The following is a 22909-nucleotide window of genomic DNA, read 5'->3' as shown; positions in this document are numbered from 1 at the left end:
CCGGCAAGGGTGGCCCTACACACCCCGCTGGACCTCCTCAATGGAGGGCGGGTGCCGGGTGGCCCGGCCGCTGGCCAGCTTGCCGGCGGCATCCAGGAAGGCCAAGGCGCTGGCCTCAATGATGTCCGGGGATACCCCCACCCCCACCGCCTGAAGCTCCCCCAGGCGCAGGCGTACCGTCACCTGGCCCAAGGCCTCGGTGGAGCCGGTGATGGCCTCCACCCGGTAAAGCTCCAGCTCAGGCCTAAGGCCGATGGCCTCCTGGATGGCCTTGTACACGGCATCCACCGGCCCATCCCCGGTGTGGGTGGCCAGGCGTTCCCCGTCTGGGGTTTTCACCTTGACCGTGGCCGTGGGCAGGAGGCCGGAGCCGGAGAAGAACTGGACATGTTCCAGGGTGAAGAACTGGGATGCCGGCTCCCGTTCGCTTTCCACCAGGGCCTGAAGCTCCTCGGCCGACAAGGGCCCCTTCTTCTCGGCGATCTCCTTGAAGCGGGAGAAGAGCACCTTGAGCTGCTCCTCGGGGAGGTCCTTGTAGCCCAGGTCCTCGAGGGCCTTCTTGAAGGCCGCCCGCCCAGAGTGCTTGCCCAAGACGATCACCGCAGGCCGCCTGCCGATGAGCTCGGCGTCCATGATCTCGTAGGTGGAGCGGTGCTTCAACACCCCATCCTGGTGGATCCCCGACTCGTGGGCAAAAGCATTGTCCCCCACGATGGCCTTGTTGGGGGGCACGGGCATGCCAGTGTAGCGCTCCACCAGGCGGGAAACCCGGTAGATCTCCCGGGTGTTGATCTGGGTCTTGGCCTTGTACCAGTCCCGGCGCACATAAAGGGCCATGACCACCTCCTCCAAGGCGGTGTTGCCCGCCCGCTCGCCAATGCCGTTAATGGTGCACTCCACCTGGCCCGCCCCGTTCTCTATGCCCGCCAGGGCGTTGGCGGTGGCCAGGCCCAGGTCGTCGTGGGTATGGGTGGAGATGATCACGTCCCGGCCCCGCACCACCTCGTCCCGGATGCGGCGGATCAGGGCCCCGTACTCATTGGGTGTACCGTAGCCGGTGGTGTCGGGAATGTTGATGGTGGTGGCCCCAGCCTCAATGGCCACCTCGTAGAGGCGCTTCACGAACTCCCACTCCGCCCGCATCACATCCTGGGCGGAAAACTCCACGTCGTCCACGTACCCTCGGGCATAGCGGACCATCTGGTCCGCCATCTCCAGGACCTCCTCCTCGGTTTTCTTCAGCATGTACTGGAGATGGACCTTGGAGGCCGAGGTGAAGACGTGGATCCGAGGCTTTTCCGCCTTCTCCAAGGCCTTGGCCGCCTGGTCAATGTCCAGGGTGTGGGTGCGGGCCAAGGCGGCGATGATGGGCCCCTTTACCTCGGCGGCGATCCGCCTTACCGCCTCAAACTCCAAAGGCCCGGATACGGGAAAGCCCGCCTCAATGATGTCCACGTTGAGCCGGGCCAAGGCGTGGGCGATCTCCAGCTTCTGGTCCAGGGAAAGGGCCACCCCTGGGCTCTGCTCCCCATCCCGCAGCGTGGTGTCAAAGATCCGGATGTGCCGTTCCATCTTCTCCCTCCCCAAAAACGCACCAGGCCCCCCAGGTGGGGGGCCTTTGGAACCCACCTAGCCTACCTCTTCCAATACCCTTGCCCGCAGGAAGGGCATCATGGCCCTGAGCCTTGCCCCCACCTCCTCAATGGGGTGCTCCTTCCAGCGCTTGCGGTTGGCCTCCAGGACCGGCTGGCCCACCTGGTTCTCCAGCATCCACTCCCGGGCAAACTCCCCGGCCTGGATCTGGCGGAGGATCTCCCGCATGCGCCTTTTGGTCTCCTCCACCGGAACCGCCACCTCCCCCCGGGTGTAGTCCCCGTATTCGGCGGTGTTGGAGATGGAGTAGCGCATGCCGGCGAAACCCGCCTCGTAGATGAGGTCCACGATGAGCTTGACCTCGTGCACGGTCTCAAAGTAGGCCATCTCCGGCGGATACCCGGCCTCCACCAGGGTTTCAAACCCCGCCTGGATCAGCCGGGTAAGCCCCCCGCAGAGCACCGCCTGCTCCCCAAAGAGGTCGGTTTCCGTTTCGTCCTTGAAGGTGGTGGGAATGACCCCGGCCCGCGCCGACCCGATGGCCTTGGCGTAGGCCAAGGCGGTGGGAAAGGCCGAGCCCGAGGCGTCCTGGTGCACGGCCACCAGGGCTGGCACCCCGCTTCCCTTGGTGTACTCGCTCCGCACCAGGTGGCCGGGACCCTTGGGGGCCACCATCCAGACGTCCAGGTCCCGCCTGGGCTTGATCTGGCCAAAGTGGATGTTGAACCCGTGGGCAAAGGCCAGACTAGCCCCCTCCTTCAAGTTAGGCTCAATCTCCTCCCGGTAGACCCGGCCCTGGGTTTCGTCGGGTAGGAGCACCATCACGACATCCGCCTCCCGCACCGCCTCGGCCACCGGGAGGACCCTAAGCCCCATGGCCTCCGCCTTGGCGGCGCTACGGGACCCGGGCCTAAGCCCCACCCGCACGTCCACCCCCGAGTCCTTGAGGTTCAGGGCATGGGCGTGCCCCTGGGAGCCGAAGCCCAGTACCGCCACCTTCTTGCCTTGGATGAAACCTAGGTCTGCGTCGTGTTCGTAGTAGATCTTCATACCGCCTCCCGTCTTTCCTTGACCTTAAGGGTGCGCTCCCCTCGGCTCATGGCCACCGCCCCGGTGCGCATGACCTCGAGGATCCCATAAGGCCTAAGGGCCTCAAGGAAAGAGTCTATCTTCTTGGAGTCCCCGGTGAGCTCCAGGATCAGGCTCTTCTGGGCCACGTCCACCACCCGGGCCCGGAAGGCCTCCTGGATGTCCTTCACCGCCAAGCGCTCCTCCACCCCCGCCACGTGCACCTTGACCAAGGCCAGCTCCCGCTCCACGTGGGGCTCGGAGTGGTCGGTAACCTTCAGCACCTCAATCAGCCGGTTAAGTTGCTTTTCCACCTGTTCCAGGGTGCGGTCGTCCCCCGAGACCACCAGGCTGATGCGGGATAGGCCGGGCACATGGGTGGTACCCACCGCCAGGCTTTCCAGGTTGAAGCCCCGGCGGGCGAAAAGCCCGGTGATGCGGTTTAGCACCCGGGGGTGGTCCTGCACCAAGACCGAGATCACGTGCCTCACGCCTCCACCTCCTGCCTTTCCTCGGGGTGCTCCAGGATCATGTCCTCCGCCGCCCCCCCTGCGGGAATCATGGGGAAGACCCCTTCCTCGTGGTAGACCTTAAACTCCGCCACCACGGGGCCATCGGCGGAAAGGACCGCCTCCACCCCCTTCATGAGGTCCTCCTTGCGCTCCACCCTCACCCCCTTGATGCCGTAGGCCTCCGCCAGGCGGGCGAAGTCGGGGTTGGAGTCCGCCAGGTACACCTCCGAGTAGCGCTTGGCGTGGAAGAGGTCCTGCCATTGCCGCACCATGCCCAAGTAGCCGTTATTGAGGATCACCACCTTCACGTCCAGACCGTACTTCACCACCGTGGCCAGCTCCTGCAGGGTCATCTGGAAGGAACCGTCCCCGTCAAAGTCAATGACCAGCTCGTCCGGGCGGGCCACCTTGGCCCCAATGGCAAAGGGCAAACCCACCCCCATGGTGCCCAGGCCCCCGCTGGTGATAAAGCTTCTGGGCCGGGTAACGGGGAAGTACTGGGCGGCGAACATCTGGTGCTGCCCCACCCCCGTGGTCACAATGGCGTGCCCCCCCGTGGCCTCGGCAAAGGCCCGGATCACCTCCGGGGCCTGCAGATGGGGCCGCGGCTTCCAGCGCAAAGGGTAGCGGGTGCGCCAATCCTCCAGCTCCCGCCACCAGGAGGCCAGCCTAAGGGGCTTGGCCCCTTTCAGCATCTCCCTAAGGACCAGGCGGGCATCCCCCACGATGGGCACGTGGGTGCGCACCAGCTTGCCGATCTCTGCGGGGTCAATGTCCACGTGGATGATGGTGTGGGCGTGGGGGGCGAAGCGGGAAACCTTCCCCGTGACCCGGTCGTCAAAGCGCAGGCCGATGGCCAGGATGAGGTCGGCGTGGTGGATGGCCCGGTTGGCGGCCACCGTGCCGTGCATCCCGGGCATGCCCAGCCAAAGGGGGTGATGGCCAGGGAAGGCCCCCAGGCCCATGAGGGTGGTGATCACCGGGATTCCCGTTTTCTCCGCAAAGGCCAGAAGCTCCCCGTGGGCGTGCTGCGCCCCACCCCCCACCATGAGGATGGGCTTCTCCGCTTTCTCCAGGGCCTCCAAGGCCCGCTCTATCTGCTTGGGGTGGCCCTTGGTGGTGGGCTTGTAGCCGGGAAGGTCCAGTTCCACGTCAAAGGTGCCGGTGAACTCCGCAAGCTGCACGTCCTTGGGCAGGTCAATGAGGACCGGCCCGGGCCTCCCCGTGGAGGCGATGTGGAAGGCTTCCCGCACCACCCGGGGGATGTCGTTCACCTCCTGCACCAGGTAGTTGTGCTTGGTGATGGGCATGGTGACCCCGGTGACGTCCGCCTCCTGGAAGGCGTCGCTGCCGATCAGGGCCCGGGGCACGTTCCCGGTGATGGCCACCACCGGGGTGGAGTCCATATAGGCATCCGCCAGACCCGTGACCAGGTTCAAGGCCCCGGGGCCGCTGGTGGCCATCACCACCCCCACCCGGCCCGAAGCCCGGGCATAGGCGGTGGCGGCATGCACACCCCCTTGCTCGTGCCGCACCAGGATGTGGCGGATGGGACTGTCATAGAGGGCATCGTAGACCGGCATGATGGCCCCACCTGGGTGGCCGAAGATGACCTCCACCCCCTCCCGCTCCAGCGCCTTTAGAAGTGCCTCCGATCCCTTCATCTCCCCCTCCTAAACCAAAACCCCCCGGTTCTCCGGGGGGTTTTGGATGCGCCCTACACTGCTACACCCTACCCCCCACCGGTCCTACGATTAGGACCAGGCCTAGGGATAGGGCGAGGCCGAAGCGCATCTTGTGGCCCATGCTAGCCTAGCCCCCCCAGGATGTCAAGGGTCCTTTTCGCAAGAGGAACCTGGCTCAAGCAGGCGAAGGGCCACGGGGATGGCCTCAGACACCGCCTCGAGGCAGGTGCGGATGGCCTTGGGGCTGCCCGGTAGGCTCACGATCAGGGCCTCCCCCCGCACCCCGGCCACCTGGCGGGAGAGGATGGCCAAGGGCGTCTCCCGTAAGGAGGCCAAGCGCATGGCCTCGCCGAAGCCGGGGAGGGGCTTCTCCAAAAGGGGCAAGAGGGCCTCCGGGGTCACATCCCGGGGGGCAGGACCGGTGCCCCCCGTGGTGAGCACCAGCCGGCACCCCATGCCTAAAAGCTCCAGCACCGCTTCCCGTATGGCCTCCACCTCGTCGGGCACCAGCCGGGGCACCACCTCCGCCTCCGGCCAGCGCTCCCGGACAAAGGCCGCCACCGCCGGGCCGGAGCGGTCCTCGTAAACCCCCTGGCTTGCCCGGTCGGAAACCGTAAGCACCCCTACCCGCACCCTCATGCCCCCAGCTTAAGGCAAGGCCCCTGGCCACCGCCAAGGCACTGCCCAAACCGGCAAGAAACGGCATCCGCTCTAAAGGCCATGTGGGTTGGTTTGGTATTAAGATTGATTACCATTTGTATCTTAAGTAATCCGATCGGAATACTTGACTTTTCACGCCATGCCTGCTAGCCTCATCCCGGAAAGGAGGTGCCCAGATGTACGTGACCATGAACCGCATACCCGTCAAACCCGAGTTCGCCCACAGGTTTGAAGAGGCCTTCCGCACGCGTGCCAGGCTGGTGGACCGGATGCCAGGATTTATCCGCAACCTGGTTCTACGCCCCCAGAACCCTGAGGACCCCTACATCGTCATGACCTTTTGGGAGAGTGAGGCCGCCTTCCGGGCCTGGACGGAAAGCCCTGAGTTCCGGGAGGGGCATGCCCGCAGCGGCACCCTGCCCAAGGAAGCCTTCCGGGGTCCTAACCGCCTGGAAAGCTTCGTGGCCTTCCTGGACTCGGAATCCCCCGGCCAGGACCCTACCCCTTAGGAGGAGAGGAGGATGAGGACCGCCATAACCCTATTCTGCACGGGCGCCTTGACCCTTGCCGGCCTAGCCTGGGCCCAGCCCTTTAGGGCAGGGGATACCCCCGCCAAGGGCAGGCAGGGTACCGCCTCGGCGGAGCGCATAGTGAGCCTGGACGGGATCAGCACCGAGATCCTCTTTGCCCTCGGGATGGGGGATAGGCTAGTGGGCCGGGATGACTCCAGCCTCTACCCGCCCCAGGCCCTGAGGCTTCCCAGCGTGGGCTATCAGTTTCGCCTGTCCGCGGAAGGCATCCTCTCCCTAAGACCCACCCTAGTGGTAGGCCGGGACGACGTCCGCCCACCCCAGGTGCTGGAGCAGCTTAAAGCCGCGGGGGTGAAGGTCATCCTCTACCAAAACGAACCCACCGCGGAAGGAGCCAAGCGCAAGATCCGCCTCATAGCCCAGGCCGTGGGGCGTACCCAGGAGGGGGAGTTCCTGGTCCGGGCACTGGAACGGGACCTACTAGCCCTTAAAGCCTTTAAAGCCCAAAACGCCCCCAAAGGGAAGCTGCGAGGTCTCTTCATCTACGCAAGGGGCACCCAAACCACCTTCGTGTGTGGCGAAGGAGCCACCCCCGTGGGCATGATGGAACTGGCGGGGCTGGAAAACGCGGCCCAGGGTATCCAGGAGTGTAAGCCCATGACCGCTGAAAGCGTGGTGGCGGCCAGGCCCGACGTAATCGTCGTGTTCAAGAGGGGACTAGACAGCCTGGGCGGGCTAGAGGGCCTTCTCCGCCTCCCCGGGGTGGCCCAGACCCCCGCGGGGCAACGGAGAAAGGTGGTGGCCATGGACGACAATTATCTGGGCTCCTTTGGTCCCCGGGCAGGTCGAGCTGCCCTGGACCTCTTCCGCGCCGCCTATCTTCAGGAAGGGTTTGTGGAGGTGGCGCCCCGATGAAGCACCCAAGCCCTTGGTGGGCCCTTGGGAAAACCCTTTCCCTACTGGCTGGGCCACGCTTGCCTTTGGGCGAAGGGAAGAGGTTCTGCATCGGGGGTGAACCATGGTGAACCAGCCCCAGTTTTCCTTCCCCTGGACCCGACGCTACCGCCTAGCTCTTCTAGTTCTGGCGATCCTATTGCCCACCACCCTCCTACTGGGAGCAGGGATCGGGGCCTATAAGATAGCTCCCCTGGAGATTCCCGCGATTCTCCTAAAGGGCGAGGGGGTAGAATACCAGGTCCTCACCGCCTTGCGTTTTCCCCGGGTGCTGGGTGCGGCCTTGGTGGGCGCCCTGCTGGCCATGGCGGGTGCCGTCCTTCAAGGGCTTTTCCGCAATCCCTTGGTGGACCCCGGCCTCATTGGGGTTTCCTCAGGAGCAGCCCTAGGGGCCGCCCTTTTCATCGTATTGGTGCCCGGTTCAGCCTCCTTAGAGGCCTATGCCCTACCCGTATGGGCCTTTCTAGGTGGTCTCCTGGCCACCCAGGCCCTGTGGTGGATCGCCCGCACCCCTTTCGGCACCCAGGTGGCCATACTTCTGCTTGCGGGCATTGCGCTCAACTCCCTGGTGGGAGCGGCCATCGGCCTCCTCATCTCCGCGTCCACAGACCAGCAGCTCCGCAGCCTCACCTTCTGGACCTTGGGCGGTTTTTCCGGAGTCACCTGGAGGCTGCTCCTAGCCGGGCTGCCCTTCGCCCTCTTGGCCCTTTGCCTCCTCCTCCCCCTGGCCCGCGGGCTTAATGCCCTCACCTTAGGGGAACGGGAAGCCTTCCACCTGGGAGTGGATGCGAACGCCCTCAAGCGCCAAGCGGTCCTCGGCTCGGCTTTAGGTGTGGGAACCGCGGTGGCCATGGCAGGAGGAGTGGGCTTTATCGGCCTGGTGGCCCCGCATCTGTTCCGCCTGGTGGCGGGGCCAGACCACCGGTACCTCCTGCCCGGCTCTGCCCTCCTGGGGAGTGTTTTGGCCGTGCTGGCCGACCTCCTGGCCCGTACCCTTGTGGCCCCTGCCGAACTTCCCGTTGGGATACTCACAGCCCTTTTGGGAGGCCCCTTTTTTCTGTACTTGGTGATGCGCTTTAAGAAGGAGGTGTACCGTGCTTGAGGCCCACAACCTGGGCTACCGGGTAGGTGGACGCTGGCTTCTTAAAGGCCTTCACCTCTCCATTGCTCCTGGCGAGGTCTTAGGCATCCTGGGTCCCAACGGCAGCGGAAAGACCACCCTCCTGCGCCTTCTTGCTGGAGAAATCCCCCTCAGCGAGGGGGAGATCCTCCTGGAGGGCAGGCCCTTGGCAGTTTATAGGCCTTCGGCCCTGGCCCGGACGCGGGCGGTCCTCTCCCAGCTGCAGGAGATGGGCTTTCCCTTTACCGCCTACGAGGTGGCCTTCCTCGGCCGGCTCCCCCACCTGGAGGGGCGGCGAGAAAAGACCGAAGACCACGCCAAAACCCTACGTTACTTGGAACGAGTACAAGCACTGCCCCTCAAGGAGCGCCTTCTCCCCACCCTTTCCGGAGGGGAAAGGATGCGGGTAGAAATGGCGCGCCTTCTTAACCAGGAAGCGAAGCTATACCTCCTGGACGAACCCACCAACCACCTGGATCCCCGCTATGCTATGGACTTACTCCAGCTTTTTCGCTCCCTGGCCCAAGAGGGGGCTGGGGTGGTGGCCGTACTCCATGACCTAAACCTGGCATGCCGGTTTGCGGATCGGCTCCTTCTCCTAAAGGGGGGCCGTATGGTGGCCCAGGGCAGGCCTGAGGAGGTGCTCCAACCTAACCTCTTACAAGAGGCGTATGAAGTTGCCTTCCAGGCCTGGGAAGACCCCAGCGGGACCCGGGTCATCCTACCCCTAACCGCCACTCGGGGGTAGAGGACACCCTCACATAGACCCCAGGCGGCCTGCCACGGCCAAAAGGGCCACCTCCGCGTGCCTGCGGCCATTTTCAATGAAGACCGAGCGGGTATCGGGGCCAAAGGCCGCAGAGCCGATGGCGAAAAGCCCCTTACGGGAGGTTTCCCACTCCGGGGAAACCCAGGGCTTCCCCCCTTCGTAGCGCACCCCCGCTTCCCGCAAAAGCCGGTCCTCCGCCCGGTAGCCGATCTGGACCAGGACAAAATCCGCTGCCAAAAACCCCTCCCCTTGGGGCCCTTCCAGGTGGAGGCCCTCCGGGGTGATGGCCTTGACCCGGGTTGCCATCACCGCCCTTATGCTTCCCTCCTTCACCCGGTTCTCAAAATCAGGGAGGAGCCAGTACTTCACGCTGGGGCGCACCCACTTCCCCCGGTGGACCAAGGCCACCTCCGCCCCACCCCGAAAGAGGTCCAGGGCCACCTCCACCGCGGAGTTGCTTCCCCCCACCACCGCCACCCGCCGCCGGAAAAAGGGCGCCGCCTCCTCGTAGCGGTGGAGGACGTGGGGCAGGTCCTCCCCCGGCACCCCCAGGCGGTTGGGGTTGCCGAAGTACCCCGTGGCCACCACCACATAGCGGCTTTGCCAAACCCTCTCCCCCAGCCGGTCCCGGGCCCGGACGCGGAAGGCCCCCTCCTCCCCCTCAATGGCCGTGGCCTCCGTGTAGGTGAGAACGTTCAGCCCTTCCCTTTCCGCCACCTTCTGGTAGTAGAGGAGGGCCTCGAGGCGGGTAGGCTTGGGCCCTTGGGAGACCAGGGGGTGGCCGCCGATCTCCAGGTTCTTGGCCTCGGAAAAGAAAACCATCTGCCGGGGAAACCGGTAGATGGTGTCGGCCACGGTCCCCCTTTCCAGGACCAGGTGGGATAGACCCAGGCGCTTGGCCATGAGGGCCGCCGCCAAGCCCACCGGACCGGCACCCACAATGAGGACGTCCACCATGCCCCCTAGTCTACGCCCCCCTGTAAACTCCTTCCCATGGACTGGCTCACCAACCCTGAGGTCTGGATCGCCCTCGTAACCCTCACCGTGCTGGAAGTGGTCCTGGGCATAGACAACGTGATCTTCATCAGCATCCTGGCCTCCAAACTGCCCAAAGAACAGCAGGACCGGGCCCGGGTCATGGGCCTTTCCCTGGCCGCCCTCACCCGCATCCTGTTCCTCCTTTCCATCGCCTGGATCATGGCCTTAAAGGAGCCCCTCTTCGCCCTCCTGGGCCACGAGGTCACGGGCAAGGACCTGGTCCTGATTGCGGGAGGGCTCTTCCTCATCTACAAAGCCGTGAAGGAGATCCACGAAAAGCTCGAGGGCGAGCCCGGCGAGGCCATAAAAAGGGTGGCCCCCTCCTTGGCCTCGGTCATGGGCCAAGTGCTCCTCCTGGACATCGTGTTTTCCATAGACTCCGTCATCACCGCCGTGGGCCTCACCCGCTTCGTGCCGGTGATGGTGGCGGCCATCCTGCTTTCCGTGGCCATCATGCTCCTGGCTTCCAAGGGCATCTACGCCTTCGTCAACCGGCACCCCACGGTGAAGATGCTGGCCCTCTCCTTCCTCCTTTTGGTGGGCTTCACCCTGGTGGCCGAGGGCACGGGCGTGCACATCCCCAAGGGCTACGTCTACTTCGCCATGGGCTTCGCCGTGCTGGTGGAGTGGCTGAACCTCCGGGCCGGGCTCCGGGGCCAACCCGTGAGGCTACGCCAGCCCTATGAGGAGGAATAGAATCGGGCTGGAGGTGGCGTATGGAATACCGGCTTGAACAGGACACCATGGGCGAGGTAAGGGTACCAGCGGACCGTTACTGGGGGGCACAAACCCAACGCTCCCTGGAGCACTTCCGTATAGGAGCCTGGCGCTTCCCCATGCCCCTGGAGGTCATCCGCGCCTACGGCATGCTGAAGAAAGCCGCGGCCAGAGCCAACCTGGAGCTGGGAGAGCTTCCCGAGGAAATCGCCAAGGCCATCATCCAGGCGGCGGAAGAGGTCATCGCCGGAAAGCTGGACGACCACTTTCCCCTGGTGGTCTTCCAAACGGGTAGCGGCACCCAGACCAACATGAACGTGAACGAGGTCATCGCCAACCGGGCCTCGGAGCTTTTGGGGAAGCCCCTGGGTTCCAAGTACGTGCACCCCAACGACCACGTAAACCGGGGCCAAAGCAGCAACGACACCTTCCCCACCGCCATGTACGTGGCCACGGCCCTAGCCCTCCACCAGAGGCTGTACCCGGCGGCGGAAGCCCTGATCCAGACCTTTGCGGAGAAGGCCCGGGCCTTTGACGGCATCGTGAAGATAGGGCGCACCCACCTCATGGACGCGGTCCCCATCACCCTGGGGCAGGAGGTGGGAAGCTGGGCGGCCCAGCTCAGGAACACCCTGGCCATGGTGAAGGAAGCAGAAAAAGGCCTCTACAACCTGGCCATCGGGGGCACGGCGGTGGGTACGGGTCTAAACGCCCATCCCCAGTTTGGGCAACGGGTGGCCCAGTACCTGGCCGAGGAAACCGGGCTTCCCTTTAGGGTGGCGGAAAACCGCTTCAGCGCCCTGGCCGCCCACGACGAGCTGGTGCAGGTGATGGGGTCCTTGCGCACCCTGGCCGGGGCCCTGATGAAAATCGGCAACGATATCCGCTGGCTGGCCTCGGGGCCTTACGGGGGTATTGGGGAGATCTTCATCCCCGCCAACGAGCCCGGGTCCTCCATCATGCCTGGCAAGGTGAACCCCACCCAGGTGGAGGCCCTCACCATGGTGGTGGTGCGGGTCTTTGGCAACGACCACGCCGTGGCCTTCGCTGGGAGCCAAGGGAACTTCCAGCTCAACGTCTACAAACCCGTGATGGTGGACGCCACCCTCGAGTCCATCAAGCTCCTGGCGGACGCCATGGAATCCTTCAACGAGCACCTGGCCAAGGGCATAGAGCCCAACCGGGAGCGGATAGAAGAGCACCTGCAGAAAAACCCCATGCTGGCCACCGCCCTGAACAAGGCCATCGGCTACGACAAGGCGGCGGAGATCGTGAAGAAGGCCATCAAGGAGAAGAAGACCCTGAAGCAAGCCGCCCTGGAGCTGGGCTACCTCACGGAGGAGGAGTTTGACCGCATCGTGGTGCCCATAAGGCTGGCCAAGCCCCATGAGGCCTGAGGGCCATTTGTGAGAACGCCCACCCCCAAGCGGGGTGGGCACTACTATAGTAACGGTCGCTGCGCACCACGGAACTGGCCGCACCATGGGTTCGCCACCGGGCGCCGCTTGCCTTCCCGGGTCGCGGCGCGCACCAGCGGTTCGGCGCCCTCGCTCACGCCTGCGCGACGGCGAGCAGCCGCCGGCTGTCGAGCGTGAGTGGTCCGCCCTCGTCGCCCAGCAGCTCGACGCGGGCGAACCCGGCCCGCAGCAGCTCGTCCCGCAGCTCCACCGGCGTATACAGCCGCAGCCCGTACGCGAACCGGCGCACACGCCCGTCCCGGACGATGGTGCGGTCGGTCTGCACGCGCCCGGTGAGCGGTTCGTACCCGGTGCGGTCGATCATCAGGTCGTCGCCCCGGCGGACCACGTCGAAGCGCACCGGCTCGCCGGGCGGCAGGCTGCGCAGGATCCGGTCGCGGTGGACCGTCTCGATCAGCAGCCGGCCGCCGGGCCGCAGCACGCGCCGGAACTCCGCCAGCACGCGGCGGTTCTCCTCGTCGTCGAAGTAGCCGAAGGAGGTGAACCAGTTGACCACGGCGTCGAAGTCTCGCCCGAACGGCAGGGCCCGCATGTCGCCGTGGACCCACTCGACGCCGACGCCCGCGGCCGCCGCGGCCTGGCGGGCCCGCTCCAGGAACAGCGGGCTGGCGTCGAGGCCGGTCACGCGGCAGCCTCGGCGCGCCAGGCGCACGGCGATGCGGCCGTGCCCGCAAGGCACATCCAGCACATCCGCCCCCGGACCGAGGTCGAGGAGCCGGGCGATGAGCTCGGCCTCCTTCTCGTTGCGCTCGTCGTGCAAGAAGGTCTCGTAGAAGTACAGGTAATCCTCGTCGAACACGGCGTCCCAGTGTGCACCCGTCATCGGCCATCCCCCCGCGGCGCGGCACCGGCCCCGGTGCCGGAGCTTTGGCCAAATTATAGTGCACCGCCCGCCGTCCGGGAAGGACCGCCAGATGGATCGCTGGACAGCGGGCGCCCGCCGTGCTATGTTAACCCAAGTTGCTACCTATCCCGAGGCCTGAAAAAATAGTGGCCGCTATGCTGTCGCGCATCATAGCGGCCTTTTGCATTATAGACGATGCCCTCCAGGCCCTGGGCTACAAGGACGACCCCCAAGCCAAGACCCCAGCCTCCGCCATCCTGACCCTCGCCATCCTGGCCGCCATGGAACTGGGCGGCAAGCACAACAAGGCCCTGGCCCTCGCCAAAGACCTGCGCCTCTTTACCTACGTCCCCTCCCCAAGTCGCTTCAACCGCAGACTCCACGCCCTATACCCCTTCTTCCTCCCCCTTCTCCACCTCCTAGCCCAGGCCTGGAAAAACCTCCACCAGGCCCAGGCCTACGCCTTGGACACCTTCCCCCTCCCCGCCTGCGAGAATATCCGCGCCCCCCGCTCCCGCCTTTTCCCAGACAAGGCCTACCGCGGCTTCATCCCCAGCAAACGGGTCTACTTCCACGGCCCCAAGCTCCACCTCCTGGTGGACGACGGGAAGTTTATCCATGAAGTGAGCCTGACCCCGGGAAGCCTACATGATCTGAGCTCTTTGCTCCTTCTTCCCCTGGACCTTCCCGAGGGGGCGGAGCTCTACCTGGACCGGGGGTACGAAAGCCACTTCTATGAAGACCTCCTCCGGGAGGCGGGGGGGATTGTGCCCATGGTCATCCGTAGAAGGAACAGCCGGCGGTATGTGCCTTGGTTGCAGTACCTGGCCATTGTGGGGCGGCTGCTTTCCCGTGAGGGAAACACCTAGGGGGTGGTGGAGACGGTGGGCAGTATGCTCCATGCCCTCTTCCCGCGGCGCATCCATGCGGTGACCCAGGAGGGTTTTGTGATCAAGGTGCTCTCCTTCATCTTGGCCCACAACCTAAATCTCTTGGCTCAACAAATGCTTGGGTAGCAACTTGGGTTATAGTAAGGTTTGGGAGGTGAGGTATGCCGTATCCGTTTACGCTACCGGAACTGGGTTACCCGTACGAGGCCCTCGAGCCCCACATCGACGCCAAGACCATGGAGATCCACCACCAGAAGCACCACGGGGCCTACGTGAACAACCTGAACGCCGCCCTGGAGAAGTACCCCTACCTGCACGGGGCGGAGGTGGAGGTGCTCCTGCGCCACCTGGCCGCCCTGCCCGCGGACATCCAGACCGCGGTGCGCAACAACGGGGGTGGGCACCTGAACCATAGCCTCTTCTGGGAGCTCCTAACCCCCGGGGGAGCCAAGGAGCCGGTGGGGGAACTTAAGAAGGCCATCGACGAGCAGCTTGGGGGCTTCGCCGCCCTGAAGGAGAAGCTCACCCAGGCGGCCATGGCCCGCTTCGGCTCCGGCTGGGCTTGGCTGGTCAAGGATCCCTTCGGCAAGCTCCACGTCATCTCCACCCCCAACCAGGACAACCCCGTCATGGAGGGGTTCACCCCCATCGTGGGCATCGACGTGTGGGAGCACGCCTACTACCTCAAGTACCAAAACCGCCGGGCCGACTACCTCCAGGCCATCTGGAACGTGCTGAACTGGGACAAGGCGGAGGCCTTCTTCCAGAAGGGCTAAACCCACCCCCATGCCCCCCACCCCGGCGGCCGGGGTGGGGGGTTACCCTGGGGGCCTAGGCCGAAAGGTTCCCCCAAGGAGGGCGGCCAGGGTCCGCTCCAGGGCCTCTAGGGCCAGGGGGATCCTCCACGCCCCCTTGCCCCGCACCCCTGCGGGGTTGGAGATGGCCCGCATCTCCACCCCCGGGATGCCCAAGGCCAGGCAGACCCGGGCAAAGGCGGCTCCCTCCATGCTTTCCACCTGGGCTCCCCAACGCGCGGCAAGGGCCTTCGCCTCCACCAGGCTTTCGGAAACCCGGTCCTGGGTGAGGCCCACCACCACCTCCAGGCCCAGGGCCCGGGCCAGGCCCTCCGTAAGCCCTCTATCCAGGGGAAAACGGTTGTAGTAGGCCTCCTCCCCCACCTCCAGGGCGGGAAACCCCAGGGGTTCCAAGCCCTCCCGGGTGCCCAGGTCCGCCTCCACCTCCTCCCCCACCAGGACCAGATCCCCAGGGAGAAGCCCCGAGCCCGGATAGGCCCCCGCGATGCCAAAGAGCAGGGCCTTCTCCACGGGGTTACGGCTGGCCCAGGAGGCCAGGGTCAGGGCGGTGTTCACCTTGCCGATGCCGGTTTCCAGGTGGACAAACCCTTCCCCTTTTAACCCCCTTCTTCCCAAAAAGGTGAAGGGCTCTCCCCGGAGAAAGGAGGCCTCGAGGGCCGTGGGGGAAAGGAGAAGCCACATCACTCCACCACCTTGAACCCCAAAGCCTCCGCCCGCTCCACGAAGAACTGGATGTTCTCCGCCTTCACCTCTCCCCCGAGGCTTTTCCGGTCAAAGGCCTCCTCCGCCGCCAGGATCATGGTCTCCGCCAAGCAGGCGGGCACCTGGTCGGGGGCACCGAAGTGCAGGTCCAAGGTGGCCCGGGCCCGCCCCGGAAGCCGCACCACCCCCCCGGGGATGACCCGTACCCCCGGCACCTCCCTCACCGAGGGGTGCACGTCGGGGGGCACCCCCTCGTCGTAGATCCAAGCTCCCGGCTTCACGTGCTGGGGATAGATGACGGGATTGGGGTCGCTGGTGGCGGTGAAGACCAGGTCCGCTTCCCTTATGGCCGCCACCTGGGTGGTCACCTCTATCTCGGGGGCCTGCCCTTTGCGCTCTAGGTTCTTGCGCAGGCTTTCCGCCGCCTTCTCCAGCCTTTCCTTGTCCCTGCCCACCAGGATGAGCCGCCCCACCAGGGGAGCGATCTGCCGGGCGATGCCGAAGGCCACCACCCCGTTGGCCCCCACCACCGCCGCCGTGGTCTCCTTTAGGTTCCTTCCGCTTTGGGCAAAGTGGGCCAGGATATTGGGGATGGCGACCTTCACGGTGCCGGCGGTGAAGGCCCCGCCGTTGGTCACCTCTATATCCGGGACCGCCTCCTGCACCTCCCTCCCCTTATCCCCCACCACGCTCCAGAAGGCCCCCAGGCCCACCACCGTGGCCCCAAGCTCCTTGGCCAGCCTGGCCCCTTGGATGGCCCGCTTCACCGCCAGTTCCGGCCGGGCCTTGATCTGGTGGGGCAAAAGGGGAGCGGAGATGAGGTGGCAAAGGACCTCCCTCCCGTCCGCGGTCCTTACCCCCCGGACCTCCCCCACCTTCATGGGCCGGAAAAGCTCGGCCAGGCGCTCAATCCAGGCCTGCTTTAGGAGCCCCAGGCGCACCAGGGGCCGGGCCCAGCGGAAACGGGGGCTTTGCCAAAAATCCTCCACCGTGAGGGGGTGGATGAGGAAGGCGCAGACCACTTGCCTTTGCGAAGGCAGGGGCAAGGGGCTACCCAGCCTGGGCTCGGTTCCCTCCAGGATACGGCCCAGGTTCTCCTTGTAGCGCCAAAGGGCCAGGAGGAAAAGGAGGCCGGAAAGAGCCTTAGCCCAAGGGCCAAATCCCGCCCAAAAGGCCACCCCCAAAAGCCCCAGGGGAATCCCCAAAGCCCCCAAGGAGGCGTAGCCCGTGAGGGCATAGAGGGCCAGGCCTAAGGCCACGGGAACCATGCCCCAGGCGGGCTCCAGGGGAAGCCCCGCCAAGACCCCCAGGAGCACCCCCGCCCCCTTGGCCCGAAGGGGCCAGGGGTCGCGGAAGAAAAGGGGGTAAAGGTGGCCCAGGTAGACGGCCAGCCCTAGGGTAAGAAGGCCCTCGAGGCCAAGCCCCAAGGCCCTCCCGAAGGCCAGGGGCAGGTAGCCCTTGGCAAAGTCCAGAAGGAAGGTCCAAAGGACGAAGCCCAGCCCAAGCCGCCTCAGGGCGGTTTCCAGCCCCAGGGTGTAGGGGCTTGCCGTGCGCAGGTCCACCCCCCGCCGCCGGGCCAGCCAGTGGCCTAGGGGCAAAGCGCCCACCGCATAGGCCAGGGGCACGAGAAGGAGCATCATCGCAGGTAGTTTAGCCCGGCCACGGCCCCACCGGTGAGGAGGAGGACGATGAGCCCCGCGGCCAGTACCCCTAAGGAGATGGCCAGAAGGGCGTAGCGCCGCTTAAGGCCCAAGACCACCGCCAGCACGGCCCCACTCCAGGCCCCGGTTCCCGGCAAGGGTACCGCCACGAAGAGGAAAAGGCCCAAGGCTCCCAGGCGCTGCACCTGCTCCTCCCCCTTTAGGCGCACCCGGGCCTCGAGGGCCGCCCACACCCGGGCCGGAAGGGGCAGGCGGGTTACGAGATCCACCGCCCAAGGCAGGAGGAGAAGGGCCACCGGGGCCACCAGGAGATTGCCCAGGAGGGCCAGGAAAAAGGCTTCTCCCGGGGAAAGCCCCAAGGCCACCCCCAGGGGAATAGCCCCCCGAAGCTCCACCACCGGCAAGGCGGCCACCAGGACCACGTAAAGCTCAGGCGGCATAGGCTACGCGGAAAAGCCGGCCCGCCGCCAGACCTGGAGGGGATCCGGACGGCGGGCCACGGAAAGCAAGGGGCTAGGCGCGGGCCGCCTTGGCCTTGGCCACCAGCTCGGCGAAGGCCTGGGGCTCCCGCACCGCCAAATCGGCCAGAACCTTGCGGTCCAGCTCCACCCCCGCCTTCTTCAGGCCGTGGATAAAGCTGGAGTAGTTTAGGCCATGCTGGCGGCAGGCCGCGTTGATGCGCACGATCCAGAGCTTGCGGAAGTCCCGCTTCTTGCGCTTACGGTGAGCATAGGCATAGTTGCCTGCGGCAAAGAGGGTTTCCCGGGCCTTGCGCACGCTCTTGGAACGGAGGCCCCAATACCCCTTGGCCAGCTTGAGGATCTTCTTGTGCTTCCTACGGCGAACCACACCGGTCTTGGCGCGCGGCATCCTCTACCTCCTACTCGTAGGGCAACAGGAGCTTGATCCGCTCCGCCTCGGCCTGGGCCAGGGTGAACTTCCGCCCCTTCTGGCGGATGGTCTTGCCCGACTTGTGCCAGTTGAGGTGCCGCTTACCGGTCTTCATGGCCACCACCTTGCCCGAAGCGGTCACCTTCACCCGCTTCTTGGCGCCCTTGTGGGTCTTCATCTTCGGCATGCTTTCCTCCCCTTTGGGAAGCGCCCCGTACCGGGGACTTGCAGGCTCCCCAAAGCCCTCACACTATACCAGAGGCGGGCCAAAAGGTCCAGACAGGGGGCTTCTAGGCGGAGACCTTGGCTGGGGCCAGGAGCATGTTCATGTCCCGGCCTAGGAGCTCGGGCTTCATCTCCACCACCGCCAGGCCCTTTAGGTCCTCGGCCACCCGTTCCAGAAGCCTTTCGCCCAGTTCGGGATGGCTCATCTCCCGCCCGCGGAACATGATGGTGACCTTGACCTTGTGGCCTTCGGCCAGGAAACGCTTGATATGGTTCAGCTTGGTCTGATAATCGTGGTCGTCGATCTTGACCCGGAACTTGATGGACTTGACCTCGGTGCGCTTGGCCTTTTTCCGGGCCTCCTTCTCCGCCACCTGCTGCTCGTAGCGCCACTTGGAGTAGTCCATGATGCGGGCCACGGGAGGGTCGGCGGTGGGACCCACCAGCACCAGGTCCAGGTCCTGCTCCTGGGCCAGGCGCAAGGCCTCCCGGGTGTCCATGATGCCCAACTGCTGCCCATCGGCTCCGATCACCCGCACCTGCCGTGCACGGATACGTTCGTTAACCAAGTACTCCTTTATCTACACCACCTCCTAGCCCGCGAGGCTTTTCCTTCGGCTTGCGGGCTAAGGGGAGTGTAGCAGGAAAACCACCGCCACTACAATGGGGGCATGGTCCAGGTGGAGCGAGACCCCATCTTCCAGGTCTTTCTCAACGACCCCGAGCGCCGCAACCCCCTTTCCCCGGGGATGGTGGAAGGCCTTTTGCAGGCCCTCGAGGAGGCGGAAAACGACCCCACCGTCCGGGTCCTGGTCCTTTCCGGCCGGGGAAGCGCCTTCAGCGCCGGGGCCGACCTGGCCTTTCTGGAGAAGGTAACGGAGCTTGGCGCCGAGGAAAACTACCGCCACTCCCTCTCCCTCATGCGCCTCTTCCACCGCCTCTACACCTTCCCCAAGCCCACGGTGGCGGCGGTGAACGGCCCGGCGGTGGCGGGTGGGGCCGGGTTGGCCACCGCCTGTGACCTTGTGGTCATGGACCAGGAGGCCAAACTGGGCTACACCGAGGTGAAAATCGGGTTTGTGGCCGCTTTGGTCTCGGTGATCCTGGTGCGGGCCGTGGGGGAGAAGGTGGCCAAGGACCTCCTCCTCACGGGCCGGATGGTGGGGGCGGAGGAGGCCAGGGCCCTGGGCCTGGCGAACCGCATCGCCAAACCGGGCAAGGCCCTGGAGGAGGCCCTAAACCTGGCCCAAGGGCTTGCCCAAAACGCCCCCACCTCCTTGCGCCTCACCAAGGAGCTTCTCCTGGCCTTGCCGGGAATGGGCCTCGAGGACGGCTTCCGCCTGGCGGCCCTGGCCAACGCCTGGATCCGGGAAACCGGGGACCTGAAGGAAGGCATCCGCGCCTTCTTTGAGAAGCGCCCCCCCAGGTTCTGAAGGGGCCCGACGGGGGCAGGGGGGAGGGGTTAGGCACCCGGCAAAGGCTATACTCCCCTTATGGGCCTCGTTCCCCCCTGCTTTATCACCGAGATTGTGGAAAGGGACCTGCGGGAAGGCCACTACCCTAGGCTGCTCACCCGTTTTCCCCCCGAGCCCAACGGCTACCTCCACATCGGCCATGCCCGGAGCATCGTGCTGAACTTCGGCCTGGCCCTGGACTATGGCGGGGAGTGCAACCTGCGCTACGACGACACCAACCCGGAAACGGAAAAGGAGGAGTATGCCCGGGCCATTGAGGAGGATGTGCGTTGGCTGGGCTTCACTCCGGACAGGGTCCTCTACGCCTCCGACTACTTTGAAACCATGTACCGGTGCGCCTTGGTCCTCATCCAGGAGGGCAAGGCCTACGTGGACGACCTTTCGGAAGAGGAAATGAGCGAGCTTAGGGCCCAGGGAAAGCCCAGTCCCTACCGGGACCGCAGCGTGGAGGAAAACCTGGAGCTTTTTGAAAGGATGCGCCAAGGGGAGTTCCCCACGGGTAGCCGGGTGCTAAGGGCCAAGATCCAGCCCGACCACCCCAACTTCAAACTCCGGGACCCCGTGCTTTACCGCATCGTCCACGCCCCCCACTACCACGCAGGGAACCGCTGGGTCATCTACCCCATGTACGACTATGCCCATCCCCTCGAGGACTTCATTGAGGGGGTGACCCACTCCCTTTGCACCCTGGAGTTTGAGAACAACCGGGCCGTCTACGACTGGGTGATCGAAAACCTCAAGGGGAAGTGCGGCCTACCCCTCTCCCCCAGGCCCTACCAGTACGAGTTCGCCCGCCTGGACCTCACCTACACGGTGCTTTCCAAGCGGAAGCTCATCAGGCTGGTGGAGGGGGGCTACGTTTCGGGCTGGGACGACCCCCGGCTTCCCACCCTCAGGGCCCTGAGGCGCCGGGGGGTGCGGCCCGAGGCCATAAGGGAGTTCGTGCGGCGCACGGGGATCTCCCGCCACGAGGCCCGCATAGAGATGGAGCTCTTTGAGGAGGTGGTGCGGGACGACCTGAACCCCATCGCCCCCAGGGTCTTGGGGGTTTTGGAACCCTTAAGGGTGGTCCTCACCAACTACCAGGGGGAGGAGTGGTTAGAAGCCCCCTACTGGCCCCGGGACATCGGCAAGGAAGGGGCCAGACCCCTGCCCTTTTCCCAGGAACTCTACATTGAGCGCTCCGACTTCAGCCTCAACCCCCCCAAGGGCTGGAAGCGCTTGGCCCCGGGGCAACGGGTGCGCCTAAGGCACGCGTACGTCATTGAGCTGGAGGACGTGGTGGAGGAGGGAGGCGAGGTGAAGCTCCTCAAGGCCCGCATGGTCCCCGGCACCCTGGGGGCCAACCCCGAAGACGGCATCAAACCCAAGGGGGTCATCCACTGGGTTTCCGCCCGGCACGCCCTGCCCGTGGAGTACCGGCTTTACAACCGGCTTTTCCTCACCCAAGACCCGGAGGAAGGAGGGGATTTCCTCAAGAACCTAAACCCCTTGGCCCTGGAGGTCAAGAAGGGCTTCGTTGAGCCCAGCGTGGCCCAGGACCCCCCGGAAACCCGCTACCAGCTGGAACGCCTGGGCTACTTCTGGCAGGACCCCGGGGACTCCAGGCCCGGAAGGCTGGTGATGAACCGCATCGTGCCCCTCAAGGAGGGCTACCGGCCTCAGTAGAGGGGCCTAAAGCCCCACGCTCACCCCCACCGCTCCCCCGATCCCGAAGCCCGTGTTTGGCGTCAGGAAAAGGGTGGGGTGCACCTCCACATACACCCCAACGAGGGGCAAGGGCAGGTTGAGCCAGGTGCCCAAAACCCCCCTCAAGCCCCCCTGGCCCCGGGCGTCCTGGGGCAGGGTGAGGGCCGGGCCCGTCCCGTAGAACCCCCCTAGGCCCAGGTAAAGGTCGGTGAGGGGCACCTTCAGGAGGAGGTCCACCCCACCCCCCAGGGCCTCCAGGCCCACCCCTCCGTACACCCTCCCCTCCAGGAGAAGGGGCACCAGGGGGAAACGCAAACCCCCCTGCACGCCAAAGGGGCTACCCACGCTCACCTCGGCCCGCTGGGCCAGGCCCAGGGCCAAGGCCACCGCCAAAACCGCCCATACCTTACGCATGCTCCACCTCCTGCCATAGGGTTGCCAACCCGGCCATCCTGGCCCGGTGGGCCCCCGGCTCATAGTCCACCAGCACCCCCTCCACCCCCAGCATCCCCAAGGCCCTTAGGAAGGCTTCCTTCAGGGCCCGGCTGGCCAAAGGGCTCACCCGCATGCCCAGGTGCGGGTGCCGCTCCAAGAAGGCCTGGGCCAGGGCCTCGGAGGTCCAGATGCCGGAAAGCCGTTTTCCCAAAGCCTCCAGCACCAGGTGCTCCCCCGGTTCCCCTTCCAGGACGTACCAGGTGCCGGATAGCTCCATCCCCGGAGGCATAATACCCCTCGTGAGGCTGGACCGCTACCTGGTGGAACGGGGCCTGGCGGAAACCCGGGAAAAGGCCCAAAGGCTCATCCGCTCCGGCCAGGTGCGGGTGGAAGGGGTGGTGGTGACCAAACCCGCCCACCAGGTGGCCGAAGGAGCCCAGGTGGAGGTCCTGGCCCCCGAGCGGTACGTGAGCCGGGGCGCCTACAAGCTCCTTGGGGCTCTGGAGGCCTTCCCCATAGAGGTGAGGGACCGGGTGGCCGCCGACATCGGGGCCAGCACCGGGGGGTTTACCCAGGTCCTCCTGGAAAGAGGAGCCCGGCGGGTCTACGCGGTGGACGTGGGCAAGGGCCAGCTGCACCCCCGCCTCCGGGAAGACCCCAGGGTGGTGGGCCTCGAGGAGCAGGACGCCCGCACCCTAACCCTGCCGGAGCCCGTGGACCTGGTGGTGATGGACGTCTCCTTCATCTCCTCCACCCTCCTCCTGCCAAAGGTGAAGGAAATCCTAAAGCCGGGAGGGGAGGCCCTCATCCTGGTGAAGCCCCAGTTTGAACTGGGCCCCGGGGTGCACAAGGGGGTGGTGCGGGAGGAGGGTTTGCGGCAAAAGGCCTTGGCCCGGGTGCGGGAAAGAGCCCTGGAGCTGGGCTTCCATGTGCTGGGGGAAGGGGAAAGCCCCCTGCCCGGCAAGGAGGGCAACCGGGAGTTTTGGCTTTGGCTTATAATGTACCCAGAAACGGACGGGGTTGAAAGCTCGGATGGAGGATGTGGTCGCTAACGGTGAGGAGGAGGTGTTTCCGCTGCAACAACTCAAGTCAAGGCGCTCCTTCGGGAAGCAGAAGGAAGCCGAGCCGATGCTGGGAGAACCTTGGCCGTGATTTTGA

General features: G+C 65.5%; 25 protein-coding genes and 1 pseudogene. 11 read left to right on the top strand and 15 right to left on the bottom strand.

Annotated elements, in window-relative coordinates; translation table 11 throughout:
• Positions 1–15 precede the first annotated feature (15 nt).
• From L0D16_RS00420 to mog, 5 genes are all read right to left on the bottom strand, one after another.
• Positions 16–1572 (bottom strand): 2-isopropylmalate synthase, encoded by a 1557-nt coding sequence (locus L0D16_RS00420; RefSeq protein WP_243029371.1) that lies wholly within the window; start codon positions 1570–1572, stop codon positions 16–18.
• Between the two features lie 57 nt (positions 1573–1629).
• Positions 1630–2643 carry a ketol-acid reductoisomerase gene (gene ilvC / locus L0D16_RS00415; protein WP_243029370.1) on the bottom strand — a complete coding sequence of 338 codons (1014 nt, stop codon included), beginning with the start codon at positions 2641–2643 and terminating at the stop codon, positions 1630–1632.
• Entirely contained in the window at positions 2640–3152 is a 513-nt protein-coding gene (gene ilvN / locus L0D16_RS00410; protein WP_243029369.1) for an acetolactate synthase small subunit, read from the bottom strand. Before ilvN ends, ilvC begins: the two co-directional genes overlap by 4 nt.
• Positions 3149–4837: a biosynthetic-type acetolactate synthase large subunit gene (ilvB, locus tag L0D16_RS00405; protein ID WP_243029368.1), complete on the bottom strand. Its 1689-nt coding sequence runs from the start codon at positions 4835–4837 to the stop codon at positions 3149–3151. The genes ilvN and ilvB overlap by 4 nt, the downstream gene beginning before the upstream one ends.
• Before the next feature lie 165 nt (positions 4838–5002).
• Complete coding sequence (mog, locus tag L0D16_RS00400; protein ID WP_243027248.1) at positions 5003–5497, bottom strand: molybdopterin adenylyltransferase; 495 nt, start codon at positions 5495–5497, stop codon at positions 5003–5005.
• 197 nt (positions 5498–5694) lie between these two features.
• Here mog and L0D16_RS00395 point away from each other — a divergent pair, with 197 nt between their 5' ends.
• From L0D16_RS00395 to L0D16_RS00380, 4 genes are all read left to right on the top strand, one after another.
• Positions 5695–6027 carry an antibiotic biosynthesis monooxygenase family protein gene (locus L0D16_RS00395; protein WP_243029367.1) on the top strand — a complete coding sequence of 111 codons (333 nt, stop codon included), beginning with the start codon at positions 5695–5697 and terminating at the stop codon, positions 6025–6027.
• Between the two features lie 12 nt (positions 6028–6039).
• Entirely contained in the window at positions 6040–6963 is a 924-nt protein-coding gene (locus L0D16_RS00390; protein ID WP_243029366.1) for a heme/hemin ABC transporter substrate-binding protein, read from the top strand.
• Between the two features lie 103 nt (positions 6964–7066).
• Entirely contained in the window at positions 7067–8104 is a 1038-nt protein-coding gene (locus tag L0D16_RS00385; protein WP_243029365.1) for a FecCD family ABC transporter permease, read from the top strand.
• Positions 8097–8870, top strand: a complete 774-nt coding sequence (locus L0D16_RS00380; protein ID WP_243029364.1) for an ABC transporter ATP-binding protein — start codon at positions 8097–8099, stop codon at positions 8868–8870. The genes L0D16_RS00385 and L0D16_RS00380 overlap by 8 nt, the downstream gene beginning before the upstream one ends.
• A 9-nt stretch (positions 8871–8879) precedes the next feature.
• Here the strand turns inward: L0D16_RS00380 and L0D16_RS00375 are convergent, their stop codons facing one another.
• Positions 8880–9848, bottom strand: coding sequence for a YpdA family putative bacillithiol disulfide reductase (locus tag L0D16_RS00375; protein ID WP_243029363.1), 969 nt, complete (start codon positions 9846–9848; stop codon positions 8880–8882).
• 36 nt (positions 9849–9884) lie between these two features.
• On the opposite strand from L0D16_RS00375, the gene L0D16_RS00370 reads away from it, so the two are divergent.
• Together L0D16_RS00370 and fumC are read left to right on the top strand one after the other, a co-directional pair.
• A complete protein-coding gene (locus tag L0D16_RS00370) occupies positions 9885–10625 on the top strand; it encodes a TerC family protein (RefSeq protein WP_243029362.1) in 741 nt (246 codons plus the stop codon).
• Positions 10626–10645: 20 nt separating this feature from the next.
• Positions 10646–12043 carry a class II fumarate hydratase gene (gene fumC, locus L0D16_RS00365; protein WP_243029361.1) on the top strand — a complete coding sequence of 466 codons (1398 nt, stop codon included), beginning with the start codon at positions 10646–10648 and terminating at the stop codon, positions 12041–12043.
• Between the two features lie 154 nt (positions 12044–12197).
• On the opposite strand, the gene L0D16_RS00360 is transcribed toward fumC, so the two are convergent.
• Entirely contained in the window at positions 12198–12923 is a 726-nt protein-coding gene (locus L0D16_RS00360; protein WP_169335130.1) for a class I SAM-dependent methyltransferase, read from the bottom strand.
• Positions 12924–13123: 200 nt separating this feature from the next.
• Here L0D16_RS00360 and L0D16_RS00355 point away from each other — a divergent pair.
• A pseudogene (locus L0D16_RS00355) lies at positions 13124–13984 on the top strand (transposase).
• A 35-nt stretch (positions 13985–14019) separates the two neighbouring features.
• Positions 14020–14634 (top strand): superoxide dismutase, encoded by a 615-nt coding sequence (locus L0D16_RS00345; RefSeq protein WP_243029359.1) that lies wholly within the window; start codon positions 14020–14022, stop codon positions 14632–14634.
• A 42-nt stretch (positions 14635–14676) separates the two neighbouring features.
• On the opposite strand, the gene mqnB is transcribed toward L0D16_RS00345, so the two are convergent.
• The 6 genes from mqnB to infC form a co-directional block, all read right to left on the bottom strand.
• The gene (gene mqnB / locus L0D16_RS00340) at positions 14677–15354 is read right to left on the bottom strand and encodes a futalosine hydrolase (RefSeq protein WP_243029358.1); all 678 of its coding nucleotides are present in this window, start codon (positions 15352–15354) and stop codon (positions 14677–14679) included.
• On the bottom strand, positions 15354–17015 hold the full coding sequence (locus tag L0D16_RS00335; protein ID WP_243029357.1) for a glycerol-3-phosphate acyltransferase: 1662 nt from the start codon (positions 17013–17015) through the stop codon (positions 15354–15356). The genes mqnB and L0D16_RS00335 overlap by 1 nt, the downstream gene beginning before the upstream one ends.
• Positions 17012–17476 carry a COG2426 family protein gene (locus L0D16_RS00330; protein ID WP_243029356.1) on the bottom strand — a complete coding sequence of 155 codons (465 nt, stop codon included), beginning with the start codon at positions 17474–17476 and terminating at the stop codon, positions 17012–17014. The genes L0D16_RS00335 and L0D16_RS00330 overlap by 4 nt, the downstream gene beginning before the upstream one ends.
• Before the next feature lie 73 nt (positions 17477–17549).
• Positions 17550–17906, bottom strand: coding sequence for a 50S ribosomal protein L20 (gene rplT, locus L0D16_RS00325; RefSeq protein ID WP_054392050.1), 357 nt, complete (start codon positions 17904–17906; stop codon positions 17550–17552).
• 10 nt (positions 17907–17916) lie between these two features.
• Positions 17917–18114: a 50S ribosomal protein L35 gene (rpmI, locus tag L0D16_RS00320; protein ID WP_243029355.1), complete on the bottom strand. Its 198-nt coding sequence runs from the start codon at positions 18112–18114 to the stop codon at positions 17917–17919.
• Positions 18115–18217: 103 nt separating this feature from the next.
• Positions 18218–18733 (bottom strand): translation initiation factor IF-3, encoded by a 516-nt coding sequence (infC, locus tag L0D16_RS00315; RefSeq protein ID WP_081454909.1) that lies wholly within the window; start codon positions 18731–18733, stop codon positions 18218–18220.
• A gap of 90 nt (positions 18734–18823) precedes the next feature.
• On the opposite strand from infC, the gene L0D16_RS00310 reads away from it, so the two are divergent.
• Both L0D16_RS00310 and L0D16_RS00305 read left to right on the top strand, forming a co-directional pair.
• Complete coding sequence (locus L0D16_RS00310) at positions 18824–19585, top strand: enoyl-CoA hydratase/isomerase family protein (protein WP_243029354.1); 762 nt, start codon at positions 18824–18826, stop codon at positions 19583–19585.
• 60 nt (positions 19586–19645) lie between these two features.
• A complete protein-coding gene (locus L0D16_RS00305; RefSeq protein WP_243029353.1) occupies positions 19646–21295 on the top strand; it encodes a glutamine--tRNA ligase/YqeY domain fusion protein in 1650 nt (549 codons plus the stop codon).
• Positions 21296–21301: 6 nt separating this feature from the next.
• On the opposite strand, the gene L0D16_RS00300 is transcribed toward L0D16_RS00305, so the two are convergent.
• Both L0D16_RS00300 and L0D16_RS00295 read right to left on the bottom strand, forming a co-directional pair.
• Positions 21302–21730, bottom strand: a complete 429-nt coding sequence (locus L0D16_RS00300) for a hypothetical protein (protein ID WP_243029352.1) — start codon at positions 21728–21730, stop codon at positions 21302–21304.
• Entirely contained in the window at positions 21723–22040 is a 318-nt protein-coding gene (locus L0D16_RS00295) for a DUF3234 domain-containing protein (protein ID WP_243029351.1), read from the bottom strand. The genes L0D16_RS00300 and L0D16_RS00295 overlap by 8 nt, the downstream gene beginning before the upstream one ends.
• A 10-nt stretch (positions 22041–22050) precedes the next feature.
• Between L0D16_RS00295 and L0D16_RS00290 the strand changes: the two genes are divergently transcribed.
• A complete protein-coding gene (locus L0D16_RS00290) occupies positions 22051–22803 on the top strand; it encodes a TlyA family RNA methyltransferase (RefSeq protein WP_243029350.1) in 753 nt (250 codons plus the stop codon).
• Positions 22804–22909: the final 106 nt, after the last annotated feature.

Origin of the sequence: Thermus altitudinis (assembly GCF_022760835.1) — a bacterium.
GTDB classification, from domain to species: domain Bacteria; phylum Deinococcota; class Deinococci; order Deinococcales; family Thermaceae; genus Thermus; species Thermus altitudinis.
The sequence above is the reverse complement of the archived record's forward strand: the minus strand, read 5'-3'. Positions and strand labels throughout refer to the sequence as shown.